12 protein-coding genes are annotated in these 12,830 nt (G+C 52.5%); all 12 read left to right on the forward strand.

Going from position 1 to position 12,830, the window contains the following annotated elements:
• Positions 1-136: 136 nt before the first annotated feature.
• The 12 genes from tnpA (at position 137) to BQ7382_RS03865 (ending at position 12,829) form a co-directional block, all read left to right on the forward strand.
• The gene (tnpA, locus tag BQ7382_RS03810) at positions 137-622 is read left to right on the forward strand and encodes an IS200/IS605 family transposase (protein ID WP_077390623.1); all 486 of its coding nucleotides are present in this window, start codon (positions 137-139) and stop codon (positions 620-622) included.
• Positions 623-892: 270 nt separating this feature from the next.
• The gene (locus BQ7382_RS03815; protein ID WP_077390816.1) at positions 893-2,125 is read left to right on the forward strand and encodes a pyridoxal phosphate-dependent aminotransferase; all 1,233 of its coding nucleotides are present in this window, start codon (positions 893-895) and stop codon (positions 2,123-2,125) included.
• 55 nt (positions 2,126-2,180) lie between these two features.
• A complete protein-coding gene (gene mutS / locus BQ7382_RS03820; RefSeq protein ID WP_205408162.1) occupies positions 2,181-4,838 on the forward strand; it encodes a DNA mismatch repair protein MutS in 2,658 nt (885 codons plus the stop codon).
• The gene (gene mutL, locus BQ7382_RS03825; protein WP_077390817.1) at positions 4,835-6,784 is read left to right on the forward strand and encodes a DNA mismatch repair endonuclease MutL; all 1,950 of its coding nucleotides are present in this window, start codon (positions 4,835-4,837) and stop codon (positions 6,782-6,784) included. Before mutS ends, mutL begins: the two co-directional genes overlap by 4 nt.
• A 23-nt stretch (positions 6,785-6,807) precedes the next feature.
• A complete protein-coding gene (gene miaA, locus BQ7382_RS03830) occupies positions 6,808-7,770 on the forward strand; it encodes a tRNA (adenosine(37)-N6)-dimethylallyltransferase MiaA (protein WP_077391215.1) in 963 nt (320 codons plus the stop codon).
• Positions 7,771-8,949, forward strand: a complete 1,179-nt coding sequence (locus tag BQ7382_RS03835) for a tyrosine-type recombinase/integrase (protein WP_077390818.1) — start codon at positions 7,771-7,773, stop codon at positions 8,947-8,949.
• Positions 8,927-10,324, forward strand: coding sequence for a methionine gamma-lyase family protein (locus BQ7382_RS03840; protein WP_077390819.1), 1,398 nt, complete (start codon positions 8,927-8,929; stop codon positions 10,322-10,324). The genes BQ7382_RS03835 and BQ7382_RS03840 overlap by 23 nt, the downstream gene beginning before the upstream one ends.
• The gene (locus BQ7382_RS03845) at positions 10,287-11,177 is read left to right on the forward strand and encodes a TVP38/TMEM64 family protein (RefSeq protein ID WP_077390820.1); all 891 of its coding nucleotides are present in this window, start codon (positions 10,287-10,289) and stop codon (positions 11,175-11,177) included. The genes BQ7382_RS03840 and BQ7382_RS03845 overlap by 38 nt, the downstream gene beginning before the upstream one ends.
• A 13-nt stretch (positions 11,178-11,190) precedes the next feature.
• On the forward strand, positions 11,191-11,547 hold the full coding sequence (locus BQ7382_RS03850) for a DUF1304 domain-containing protein (protein WP_077390821.1): 357 nt from the start codon (positions 11,191-11,193) through the stop codon (positions 11,545-11,547).
• Positions 11,548-11,706: 159 nt separating this feature from the next.
• On the forward strand, positions 11,707-11,928 hold the full coding sequence (locus tag BQ7382_RS03855) for a YdbC family protein (RefSeq protein ID WP_077390822.1): 222 nt from the start codon (positions 11,707-11,709) through the stop codon (positions 11,926-11,928).
• Between the two features lie 51 nt (positions 11,929-11,979).
• A complete protein-coding gene (locus tag BQ7382_RS03860; RefSeq protein WP_077390823.1) occupies positions 11,980-12,531 on the forward strand; it encodes a transcription repressor NadR in 552 nt (183 codons plus the stop codon).
• A gap of 16 nt (positions 12,532-12,547) precedes the next feature.
• Entirely contained in the window at positions 12,548-12,829 is a 282-nt protein-coding gene (locus BQ7382_RS03865; protein ID WP_077390824.1) for a glutaredoxin, read from the forward strand.
• Position 12,830: the final 1 nt, after the last annotated feature.

The raw sequence follows: 12,830 nt of genomic DNA on the forward strand, positions 1-12,830 counted from the left end.
TTATTGTGATCTTTAGTGTAAAAAAACCACCGGCTAAGCCGGTGGAGTAAGAAGCTTTAGCTTCAAGAAAAAACCTCCTGTGATATCATGAATGAGGCTTCCAACCGCACTCATGTAACAAAGGAGGAATAAATCGATGGGTAATATTACCAAAACCGACATCAATAGTTTAACACATTCGAAGTGGCGGTGTCAGTATCACGTAGTGTTTGCGCCGAAGTACAGGAGACAAATTATCTACGGAAAAATAAAAGAGGATATTGGCAAGATACTTAGGCAGTTGTGTGATCAGAAAGGCATAGAAATAATAGAAGCGGAGTTGTGCCCTGATCATGTACACATGCTGATATCAATTCCGCCAAAATACAGCGTATCGCAAGTGATGGGATATCTGAAGGGAAAAAGCTCACTGATGATATTCGACAGACATGCGAATATGAAATATCGGTATGGGAACAGGCATTTCTGGTGCCGTGGCTATTATGTCGATACAGTTGGCAGAAACAAAAAGGCAATCGCAGAATACATACGAAACCAACTGCAAGAAGATATCGCAAATGATCAATTAACATTGAAGGAGTACATAGACCCGTTCACGGGTAGCAAGAATACGAAGGCATAATAAAAAGCGCCCTTAGGCGCAGCCGGAAAATAGAGATGCGGTTGGCAGTCTATTTCGGTGCGTCTTAAGACGCCTGCAAGTAACAGGCCCTTTTAGGGCAAGGACAAACCACCAGTTCAACTGGTGGTTATGATTATCCTTTTCACCAATTGCTTTCCTGGTTTTATGTTCTCTACGGCTATAAATTCCGCAAAAGGTTATGTTATAATACTGAACGGTATGGTTTTTTATCACAAGTGATAATATGTATATGGGAGAGTTATAACCGAGATGAAATTAAGTGACGCAATTAATTCCATGCAGTTTTCCCCGATCCGCCGCTTCAATCCCATTGCGGCCGAGGTAGAGGCGCAGGGGACAAAGATTTATAAGCTCAACATCGGGCAGCCGGATATAGAAACACCAGAGTGTTTCATGGATGCTATCAGAGAATATACGAACGGAACGATCGCATATCAGCAGTCCCAGGGTGACAGTCTCCTGGTGGATGCCATCATCGACTACTTCAAGAGAGACTACAACGTAGAATACACGGAAGATCAGATAATCACCACGAACGGTGGATCCGAGGCTCTGACCATGACATTCAGGACCATCCTGAACGAGAATGACGAGGTGATAATTCCGGAGCCTTATTACACAAATTACAACAGCTTTGTGAAGACAGCCGGAGGTCATGTCAACCCGGTGAAGACGAGCTCCGAGGACGGATATCAGTATGCGAGGTCCGGGATGCTCGAGACCGCTCTCACCGCAAAGACAAAGGCGGTAGTCGTGATCAATCCGAACAACCCTACCGGCCAGGTGCTGGCGGACGAGGAGATGGAGTACATCGCCGACTTCGCAGAGGAGCACGACCTGTGGATCATCTGTGATGAGGTCTACAGAGAGTATGTTTTTGACGGACTGGCACCTCAGACCTTCGCCTCTCTCGACAGAGTGGCCGACAGGCTGATCGTTATAGATTCAGTGTCCAAGAGATTTTCTGCTTGTGGAGCCAGGATCGGTTTCGTCGCCTGCAAGAACGAGGAGTTCATGCAGGGGATCATGAAGCTGGCACAGATGAGGCTTTGCGTGTCTACGGTGGACCAGGTGGGAGCCGCGGCGCTGTTCAGACTGCCCAAGACATATTTCGACGAAGTCAGACAGATCTACCAGAGCAGGAGAGACGCCGCATACGAGGAGATCTCAAAGATCCCTGGAGTTACATGTGTGAAGCCAAAGGGCGCTTTTTACATGACTATCGATCTCCCAGTGGATGATGCAGAGGAGTTCCTCATGTTCATGCTAACGGAGTTCAGTGACAACGGCGAGACCACCATGTTCGCACCTGCTGCGGGCTTCTACGCCACTGAGGGACTTGGTAAAAAAGAAATAAGAATAGCGTACGTTCTGAAGGAAGAAGATATGAGAAGGGCCTGCCAGCTCATCCGCCTGGGCGTATCCGCATACAAGAAGAAGTTGGAGCTTCTCAATGCAAGGATCTGGAGGAATCAGCTATAGGGAACGTTATATTTTTTCAGGAAGCGAAGGCTTCCGGCAGCAGAGGAGATAGACTATGGCGCTGTCACCTATGATGCAGCAATACAAGGAAATAAAAGGGACCTATCAGGACTGTCTGCTTATGTTCCGCCTGGGGGACTTCTACGAACTCTTCTTCGAAGATGCCGAGATCGCCTCCAGAGAGCTGGAACTCACTCTGACGGGCAGGGCCTGCGGGTTGAAGGAAAGGGCTCCCATGTGCGGAGTTCCTTTTCATGCTGCGGACAATTACATATCGAGACTTGTAAAAAAGGGCTACAAGGTAGCCATATGCGAGCAGATGGAGGATCCGGCCACGGCGAAGGGGATCGTGAAGAGAGACGTCATCCGGGTGGTGACTCCGGGCACCCTGGACTTCGACCAGGGATCGTCCAGAAATCTTTTCATCGCATCTCTCGAGATATCCGGGGGAAAGGCATATATAGCTTATTCGGATGTGTCAACGGGGGAGCTTTACGCGCTCGAGACCGACTGTGGATCTAAGGACGATTCTCTGGGTTCGGAACTGGCCAAGATCGCCCCGGGAGAGATAATTCTGACCGGGAAGACAAAGGAAAAGCTGAACGAGATCCTGGACAGGGACGGGAGGTCTTATTACTTCAACGTTGTGGACGACTCGTATTACAGGAAGTCGACAGGAGAAAGGGTGATCAAAGAGCATTTTTCCGTGGGCTCTCTCCTGCCGCTCGGCATCGAGGGGAGGAACGGCCTGATATCGGCTATTGGAGCCCTTCTGATGTATCTCACGGACACACAGAAGCAGGATCCGTCGCAGATCACTGAGCTGGTGCTCAACGACCCGAAGGGGCACATGATACTGGACCGTGCTACGGTCCGCAACCTCGAGCTCCTCGAGACGCTGTACGACAAGAACGTCAACGGGTCGCTATTAGGCGTCCTGGACAGGACGAAGACCGCCATGGGAGGAAGGCTGCTCAGGAGATACGTTCTGGAGCCGCTGACAGACCCGGATGAGATCGATCGCAGGCTGGACGGAGTCCAGGACCTCGTTGATGACGAGGACGTCCTCGATGTGGTCATCAGCAGCCTGAGAAAGATCTATGATTTTGAGAGACTCAGCGCGAGGGTCAGCAGCGGCCGTGCCAATGCAAAGGATCTCATCGCCCTTAAGGTGACCCTGCAGGCCCTTCCAGACCTCCACCAGTCCCTTGCCACATGCAGATCAGAAGTACTGAAGGACATAGACCAGAAGCTTGGCGATTTTTCGGGCCTGGCAGATGCGATCGAGCGGGCCGTGGTGGATGATCCGCCATTCGTGATCACGGACGGCGGCATAATAAAGGACGGCTATGACGAAGAGCTGGACGGCCTAAAGGAGTCCATCGCAGACGCCAAAGCATGGATCGCCGGCCTCGAGACGACAGAGAAGGAAAGAACGGGGATCAAGACCCTCAAGGTGGGCTACAACAAGGTCTTCGGATACTACATAGACGTCAGCAAGGCCGCATCGGCTAATGTTCCGGATGACTACATCAGGAAACAGACACTGGTCAACAACGAGCGGTACATAACACCAGAACTCAAAGAAAAAGAGGGACTGGTCCTCTCCGCCGAGGCGAAGATCAACGCACTGGAGTACTCTATTTTTTCCAGGCTGAGAGACGAGATAAAGCCGTATATCCCAGGCCTCCAGAGGGCATCCTCTGCAGTGGGGGCTCTCGATGTACTTGCTTCATTCGCACAGGTGTCCATTTCCGGAGGCTTCGTGAGGCCGGAGGTGAACGCCGGAAAGGCCATAAGGATCACGGAGGGCAGACATCCGGCGGTGGAAAAGATGATCGGCAGGGAGATGTTCGTGGCGAACGACACGGAGATGGATCAGGAGGGTCAGAGCATGCTCATGATCACCGGCCCTAACATGTCTGGTAAGTCCACCTACATGAGACAGACTGCCGTCATCGTGCTCATGGCACAGATGGGCTGCTTCGTCCCGGCAAAAGAAGCGGAGATCGGGGTCGTGGACAGGGTGTTCACGAGGATCGGAGCATCGGACAATCTGGCATACGGGCAGTCCACTTTCTTTGTAGAGATGAGCGAGCTGGCGAACATTCTGAGGAATGCCACCGACAGAAGCCTCATCATACTGGACGAGATAGGAAGGGGCACCAGCACATTCGACGGCCTTTCTATTGCCTGGGCCACCGTGGAGTACCTGTGCCGGGACGACCTGAGGATCAGGACCATGTTCGCCACTCACTACCACGAGCTCACCGTCCTCGACAGGAAGTACCCTTGCATCAGGAACCTTTCGGTGGATGTGAGTGAGAACGGCAGCGACATAGTGTTCCTCCACCGGATAAGGGAAGGGGCGGCCAGTAAGAGCTACGGGATACATGTGGCCAAGATCGCAGGGATACCTTATCAGGTGAGGCGTGGCGCTCAGGCAAAGCTCAGGGAGCTGGAGGCCGGGGAAGCCGCTGGAAAGGGCACTGGCATTTCCAGCGAGCAGATATCGATATTCGATGCCGTCGGGGATCAGGAGCCGGAGATCCGGTATGCTCCAAATCCATATGAGCAGGTGATCGACAGCCTGAGGGCCGTGAACGTGAACGACATCACTCCGATGAAGGCCCTGAATATCATAGACAGCCTGCAGAACCAGGTTAGGGATATCGATACGGAATATGATGAAGACCGGGGAGGAGAACTTTGATCCAGAAGTTAGATCCGTTTGTGGCGGATAAGATCGCGGCAGGAGAGGTCATCGAGCGGCCTCTCTCAGTCGTCAAAGAGCTGGTGGAAAATTCCATCGACGGCCAGGCCACCAGGATCACGGTGGAGATACGCCACGGAGGGAAAGAGTACATCAGAGTGACTGACAACGGCACGGGCATCCCCGCTGACCAGTGCCAGCTCGCCTTCGAGCGGCACGCCACCGGAAAGATCAGCACCCTTCAGGACCTGGAGGCCATCGGCACTCTGGGCTTCAGAGGAGAAGCTCTGGCCAGCATCTGCGCGGTATCCAGGATAACCATGTTCTCAATGACGAGAGATGAGGACGCGGGCGTGAAGCTGGAGATCCACGGAGGGCGTGTGGTTGCTCAGGAGCCTTTCGCCATGAGTCCAGGGACCACTATGGTCGTCGAAGACCTTTTTTACAACACTCCGGCCCGCCGCAAGTTCATGAAGAGCGATTCCGCAGAGGCCAGGCCCATTATCACCCTCATCCAGGAGCTGGCAATAAACTACGGGGAGATAAGCTTCACCCTCATAAACAACGGGACCGAAGTGATGTCCACGGACGGGCGCGGGAACCGCTTTTCCGCGATCAACAGGATATACAAGTCGCAGGATTACAAGAATCTGCTCGAGGTCCACGGAAGATATGTGAACGGATACATCTCCGGCCCCGGAGTTACCAGGAGCACGAGGCGAGGGCAGATCTTCTTCGTGAACGGCAGGATAATAGAGAGCTCAGTGATCGAAAAGGCGGTCATGGACGGTTACGGGGACAGGGTGTTCTCCGGTTATCCCATCGCCATCCTGTTCTTCGACATACCACCGGAGGATCTGGACGTGAACATCCATCCGAGCAAGCGGGAGATCAAGCTCTACGACCAGAAGGCCGTGACGGACGACATCAAGGAGGCCATCAGGAAGGTCATGGACCTTTCGGGCACCATCCCTCAGGCCTCTCAGCCATCGGTGCCTTCCCGGGAAAAAGAGCCAGTGGTCAGGGCGGACGCTGCGGGGGATAGCTCAAATGTCTCTTTTGAGGAGATCCCGGCGGATACGGTGAAGGACCATGCCGTGAAGTACCATTCTGCTGATGATGAAAAGGCCGCTCCCGAGAAAGAGTCTGCTCCCGGTGATAATGCAGCAGTCCTGGATAAGTCATCTGGAAAGATCAAGACGGACCCCATAGATCTCAAGGAATTCCTGGCCATGCAGCCGGAGCCTGAAGAACGGCGGAGAATACACGACCAGAGGGATACTACCACTGTCCAATCACAAAACCGTGATATACTTTTCCAGAAGTCCGAAGAGGGGGAATTTGATATAACGCCTCCCGTGGTGAGACCTTTTCAGTTCGATGATCTCCAGATAAAGGGATATATTTTTGACAGCTACATCATGACTCAGGCGGGAGAGACTATCTACCTGCTGGATCAGCATGCAGCGCACGAGAGGATAAACTACGAGCGACTTGTGAAGGCGTACAGAGGAGCCGAACACCTTCCTCAGGCGATACTGGTGCCTTTTACCATACAGACGTCGGCAGACATCTACACATCGGATAGAGTGTGGATGGAGGACCTTCGACGCATGGGCTTCGACATAGAGGACTTCGGAGCGGATACGTTCGTCGTGCGGGGAATACCGCCGTACATGAGCCAGAGCGAGGCAAGGGTCTTTGCAGAGACTTATATGGAGGAGCTTGGACAGCTCAAGCCGGGAAACAGGGTCGTGATAGACAAGCTGATCATGCGCTCGTGCAAGATGTCGGTAAAGGCTAACGACAGGCTTTCGCCTCAGGAGATGGAAAAGCTCCTGGAGCAGCTGGCAAGGTGCATCAACCCATTCAGCTGCCCTCATGGAAGGCCGACGTTCGTGAGCTTTACGAAATACGACATAGAGCGGTGGTTCAAAAGAAAGTAATTCTGAAAGTGGACATAAATGATATGAACGGAAACAATACAGTGGGAAGAAAAAACAACACAGTTTACATTATCGCCGGCCAGACGTGCACGGGAAAGAGCACAGTGGCCTATTATCTTGCGAAGAGGATAAACGGAGAGATCGTCAACTGCGATTCTGTCCAGATCTACAAGTACATGGACATCGGGAGCGCGAAGCCCGATAAAAAGCAGATGGAGCAGGTGCCGCACCACCTGTACGACTTCGTGGATCCGAGGGACAACTTCACGGTAGCTCAGTACCAGAAGCTGGCGCTGGACACGATCGATGACATTCTGGACAGGGGAAAGACTCCTATTCTGGTAGGAGGTACGGGCCTCTACCTCAACTCTGTATTGTACAAGATGGATTTTGCGGCAAAGCCTGTGGACATGGAACGGAGGAAAGAGCTGGAGGCCATCGGAGAACAGCAGGGCTCACAGTACCTGCACCAGCTCCTTTCGGCGGTGGACCCTGATGCGGCTGCCAGGATACATCCCAACAACATGCGGAAGATCGTGAGGGCGATCGAGGCCTACGAGCTCGGAGACTCCATCGATCCGATGAACAAGCTGCAGCCTAACGATAAGTATGAATTCAGGTTCTTTGCCCTCACCATGGACAGAGAGTGGCTCTATACCAGGATAAACAGAAGAGCCATAAAGCTCATGCGTTCGGGTCTGATAGACGAGGTGAAGAGGCTCAAGGCCATGGGGCTCACGGCGGATGACCAGTCCATGAAGTCCATCGGATACAAGGAGACGCTGAAGTATCTTGACGGTGAGATCGATCTCAAGGAGGCGGTTTACGAGATAATGAGGAACACCAGGCGGTTCGCCAAGAGGCAGATGACCTGGCTGAAGAGATATGACGACGTGAACTGGGTGGAGATCAGGAAAGGAGAGGCCGTCAGTCAGGTGCTTGACCAGATCCTGGCAGGGGTACCGGAAGCGGCGGCGCAGAAATAGATGAGAGATGATCCTGAAAAATTCAGATCTCATAACAAGAGCGACAAGCCGGACAACATCGTAGAGAGAGAGAATGAGATATTTCTCCAGTGCGAGAAGATACAGAAGGAGCTGCCGGGGTTCCTCAGGGATTATTTTGTCTATCTCAAGGGAAACGTCCTGCCGATGACCAGGCTGGCATATCTCAACGACGTGAAGTTCTTTTTCACATATCTCGTAAACGACACGGATCTCACGGATGCGGCGACTCCAAAGGATGTCACCGTTGAAGACATCCGCAGGATCACGGCGAGAGATATCAATTTTTTTCTGGACTATTGCAGGCGTTACGTAGTGGATGACGGCGGCTCTTCCACTGTGTACGAGAACAGCAACAGGACGCTGGCCAGGAAAAAGTCATCTGTCTCGGTGCTATTCAAGGAACTCTACAGGGACGGTCTTGTGGAAAAGAATATCACCGACGGGTTCGACCCGATCCGCGTGCCCAAGGCGGGCGAAAGGCAGATAAAGGCTCTCCAGGACGACGAGGTGATGATCATGCTGGATGCGGTCACCACCGGAGCGTATTTTGGCCCCCACGAGAGGAGTTACTGGGAGAGGACGAAACTGAGGGACAAGGCCATACTCGTTCTTTTCGTGACATATGGCCTGAGGCTTTCCGAGCTCCAGCAGCTCAACGTTTCAAGCTTCAACTTCTCGAGAGGTGAGTTTACCATCTACCGCAAGAGGGACAAGGAGTCCGTGATGCCTCTGAACAGGTCCGTTATCATGACGGTCAGGGATTACCTGAACAATGAGCGCGTCAACATACCTCCGTACAGTCCGGAACACGAGGATGCCCTTTTTCTTTCGCTGCAGGGAAAGCGCATGACGAGCAGGGCTATCAGAGATCTGGTAAAGAAATATACGGCGATCGCTCTCAACACCACCAGGGACAATGGATACAGCCCACACAAGCTCCGCGCCACCGCGGCTACCAGCCTCATCGGAAGGGGAAACTCCATTTATGATGTTCAGGCGCTCCTGGACCATGAGCAGGTGACCACTACGCAGCTATACGCCTCCCATAAGAAAAATGTCAGAAGAGATCTCGTGAACGACATGGAGTGGGAACTCGAGCGCCGTGAAGGCCAGGAAGACTCTCCATCTGGAGAAAATGGAAACAACAGACAGAAATAGAAGGGAAAACGATAAGTTGACAAATAATATTTATAAGAACTATCTTGCTGATAACTTTGATATCGGGAAAAAAGTGCTGGACTTTGTTGAAGGTTGCGAGGAGGAGCTCGGAGAATGGTTCCGCGAGGCGGACGAGATCTGCGGTATCGCTCAGATGAGGGTGCTGAAAGCCTTTCAGGACAATCATGTAAACGATACTCACTTCGGTTGGAACACCGGGTACGGATACGACGACGCCGGCAGAGAGGCCGTGGAGAAGGTCTATGCCAGCGTTTTCCACACAGAGGCGGCTCTCGTAAGGCCCAACATCGTAAACGGCACACACGCCATATCGACGGCCCTTTTCGGACTTCTCAAGCCGGGAGAGCAGCTCCTCTATGTGACCGGGGCTCCTTACGACACACTTGAAACTGTGATCGGTAAGACCTCAGGAAAGAACGGAAGAGAAGATGAGGATCCGGAAGGGTTCAAGGGTACTCTCCTGGATTACGGCATACTCTACGATGAGGTCCCTCTTAACGACAGATTCGATGTGGACATCGAGGCGATCGTTAAGGCTCTTAAGCCCGAGACTAAAGTGGTGGCTCTTCAGAGGTCAACGGGTTATGACTGGCGTCCGGCAATTTCTCTGGCCAGCATCGAAAGAGTATGCAGTGCAGTGAAGGAGGCCCGTCCGGACATCATCATATTTGCGGACAATTGCTACGGCGAGTTCGTGGACGTCAAGGAGCCGACCGAGCTCGGGGTAGACGTGATGGCAGGCTCTCTTATCAAGAATCCGGGCGGTGGCCTCGCCCTCTCCGGCGGATACATCGTGGGACCGGAAAAGCTTATCGAGCGCATTTCCTACAGGCTCACGTGCCCGGGTATCGGCGCCGAGTGCGGACTTACCTTTGGGCAGAACAGGGGGATCCTTCAGGGACTTTTCCTGGCGCCTCAGGTGGTGAACAGCGCCGTCAAGGGGGCGATGCTCTGCGCACTGGTATACAGCAATCTGGGATTTCGGACGTGTCCGAAGCCGTTCACGAAACGCAGTGACATAGTCGAAGCGGTGGAGTTCAGAGACGCGGATAAAATGGTGGCGTTTTGCCAGTCCATACAGTCGGCTTCTCCGATAGACTCCTACGTAACACCTATCCCTTGGGACATGCCGGGTTACGATGACCAGGTGGTCATGGCTGCGGGCAACTTCGTCCAGGGCTCTTCCATCGAGCTGAGCGCTGACGGTCCCATGAGGGAGCCATATATCGGTTATTTCCAGGGAGGCCTTACATATCAGCACTCCAGATTCGGTGTCATCAAGAGTCTGGACACATTAGTAAAGAGAGGTCTTGTAGATGTCACTGAAGGAAGATCTGAAGGAAAAACTGAATAGCGCAAATCTTCCGAAGAGGAAAAAGCGTAAAAAGCGATACGCCGTTTATCAGGCGCCTCCGAAGGACGAGAGACCTTTTTTCGGGAGAGAGAGGAAAAGCGAGCGCAGGGAAGCCTGGAAGCGCTTCCGCCAGGACGTGGGGTACAACCTTGCCAATTCCAGCTTCAAGGAAAAGGTGAAGGCGTTCTCCAAGCTGATCGTACTCCTGCTCATAATGGTTGGCATACCTATCTTCCTGGTCATTGTGGCCAAGGACACGCTGATGAACAAGGAATACCTTTCCGCTCTTCCTCAGCGGCTGGCAGAGCACAGGAACATCGCATTCATCGTCCTGGTGCTGCTCCAGACGGCTCAGATAGTCTGCAGCTTCCTTCCGGGGCAGCCGATCCAGTTCGCCTCCAGCTACCTTTATGGACTGCTCGGGGGATACATCATAACCATACTGGGCGCTATCATAGGGTGCGTTATCACATATCTGCTCGCCGATTTCCTGGGAAGGGATGCGCTACATCTCCTTTTCGGGCAGGAGCGGGTGAACGACTATGTGGAGAAGCTGAACAGCGGCAGAGCTTATACCATAATTCTGCTCATTTATCTCATACCCGGCATACCGAAGGATATGGTGAGCTATGTGGCGGGCATCTCGGACATTAAACTCGGGCCGTTCCTCGTCGTGTCGACCATAGGCCGCACTCCGGGCGTGATAGAGAGCCTTCTCGTAGGCATTTTCCTCGCTGAAAAGAATTATGTGGGTGTCGGCATCGTTGGACTAGTCGCACTGGGGCTCCTGGTAGTATGTGTGAAATACAGAGAAAATATAATGAACTTTATCGATTCAGTTCAGAAAAAATAGAGAGGTTTAACTTATGACGATACTGACGAAGATACTTGGGACGCTGACGGCCCTGGAATTCCTTTACATAATGTACCTGGAAACATTTGCGACCGCATCGGAGAAGACTTCAAAGGTATTCGGCATGGACCGGGAAGAGCTCTCCAGGAAGTCGGTCAACACGCTCTTCAAGAACCAGGGGATCTACAATGGTCTGATCAGCGTGCTCATTCTGCTTGCCCTGTTCGTGTTCACCAGCAAGACCGCAGTCATGGTGCTCATGGGTTATATAATACTGGTGGCACTCTACGGTGGCATCACCAGCAATCCGAAGATAATCCTGATGCAGGGAGGCCTGGCAATACTGACGCTGGTATCGGCGCTGTTCTGAGGTCAACACATGAGAGGTGTATATAAAAGCGGGGACCTTTGAGGTCCCTTTTTTGCTGCCGGTGACTTGCGGGATGCTTCGCGTGTCCGTGTGGCGCAGGCCTGATATTTGTTGTAAAATACTACAGGAAAAGAAGTCAGCAGAAAAATGAGGTAACAGATGGCCAGAGAATTCAGATATGAGATAACGGAGCACATCGGCGTGATAAGCGAAAGCGCGGGGGGCTGGACGAAGGAACTCAACATGGTTTCCTACAACGGGGCGGCGCCAAAGTACGACATCAGGGACTGGGCACCTGAGCACGAGAAGATGAGCAAGGGCATAACCCTGACAGACGAGGAGGCCGAGAACCTGATGAAGCTCCTGGAGGAGAGGTTCTGACGTTTAGCTTTTTCGGAAGGAACTATTCACAGAGAGGAAAGATTTCGTCAAATGGAAGGGATAGACAGGAGAAAAAGAATATGCAAGATACTCGGGCAGCAGAATGAGCCGCTGTCTGCCACCCGCCTCGCCCAGGCATTCGGAGTGAGCAGGCAGGTCATCGTCCAGGATGTTGCTCTCCTCAGGGCAGGCGGTACCCAGATCGTCGGTACCAGCCGGGGGTATGTAATGCCTGAAAAGGATTCAGTTACCCGGGTATTCAAGGTGCGTCACACTGACGAAGAGACGAGGGATGAGCTGAACACCATCGTTGATCAGGGAGGCATCTGCGAGGATGTTTTCATATATCACAGAGTCTACGGAGTGATGGAAGGTAAGCTGAATATCCGTTCCCGCCGTGATGTGGACAATTATATACACGAGATAGAGACAGGAAAATCAGGTCTCCTCAAGAACGCCACATCCGGATATCACTACCACACTGTAAGGGCGGAGAGCGAATCGGATCTTGACCTGATACAGCAGGAGCTCTCTGATAAAGGATACCTGGCTCCTCTCCAGGATTATGAACCCGTCGATTTCTGGGGAGAGAAAGAAAAATAGCAATGGAGGAACAGACATGAAAAAAGTCACAGCATTCGTCATGGACCTGTGCCCTTACTGCGCAGGCAGCAAGCGGGCGGTGAAAGAGCTCATCGCGGAGGACGACCGGTACGCCGCGGTGGATATAGACTGGATCAACGAAAAAGAACATCCCGAAATGACGGAAGAATACGATTATTATTACTGCCCGGCGTTTTTCGTAGACGGAGAGAAGGTCTATGAGGCTCACCCGGGCGAGGAGTACGACAGCATCAGGGAAAACGTGAACCGGGTGCTGGACGCGGCACTGGAGGCGTAAG

Origin of the sequence: Mobilibacterium timonense (assembly GCF_900155555.1) — a bacterium.
GTDB lineage: Bacteria > Bacillota > Clostridia > Peptostreptococcales > Anaerovoracaceae > Allobaileyella > Allobaileyella timonense.

Excerpts from the sequence above, each read along its gene's own strand:
- tnpA (WP_077390623.1), top strand. The coding sequence starts at position 137 with ATGGGTAATATTACCAAAACCGACATCAATAGTTTAACACATTCGAAG.
- BQ7382_RS03815 (WP_077390816.1), top strand. The coding sequence starts at position 893 with ATGAAATTAAGTGACGCAATTAATTCCATGCAGTTTTCCCCGATCCGC.
- mutS (WP_205408162.1), top strand. The coding sequence starts at position 2,181 with ATGGCGCTGTCACCTATGATGCAGCAATACAAGGAAATAAAAGGGACC.
- miaA (WP_077391215.1), top strand. The coding sequence starts at position 6,808 with ATGAACGGAAACAATACAGTGGGAAGAAAAAACAACACAGTTTACATT.
- BQ7382_RS03835 (WP_077390818.1), top strand. The coding sequence starts at position 7,771 with ATGAGAGATGATCCTGAAAAATTCAGATCTCATAACAAGAGCGACAAG.
- BQ7382_RS03840 (WP_077390819.1), top strand. The coding sequence starts at position 8,927 with ATGGAAACAACAGACAGAAATAGAAGGGAAAACGATAAGTTGACAAAT.
- BQ7382_RS03845 (WP_077390820.1), top strand. The coding sequence starts at position 10,287 with ATGTCACTGAAGGAAGATCTGAAGGAAAAACTGAATAGCGCAAATCTT.
- BQ7382_RS03850 (WP_077390821.1), top strand. The coding sequence starts at position 11,191 with ATGACGATACTGACGAAGATACTTGGGACGCTGACGGCCCTGGAATTC.
- BQ7382_RS03855 (WP_077390822.1), top strand. The coding sequence starts at position 11,707 with ATGGCCAGAGAATTCAGATATGAGATAACGGAGCACATCGGCGTGATA.
- BQ7382_RS03860 (WP_077390823.1), top strand. The coding sequence starts at position 11,980 with ATGGAAGGGATAGACAGGAGAAAAAGAATATGCAAGATACTCGGGCAG.
- BQ7382_RS03865 (WP_077390824.1), top strand. The coding sequence starts at position 12,548 with ATGAAAAAAGTCACAGCATTCGTCATGGACCTGTGCCCTTACTGCGCA.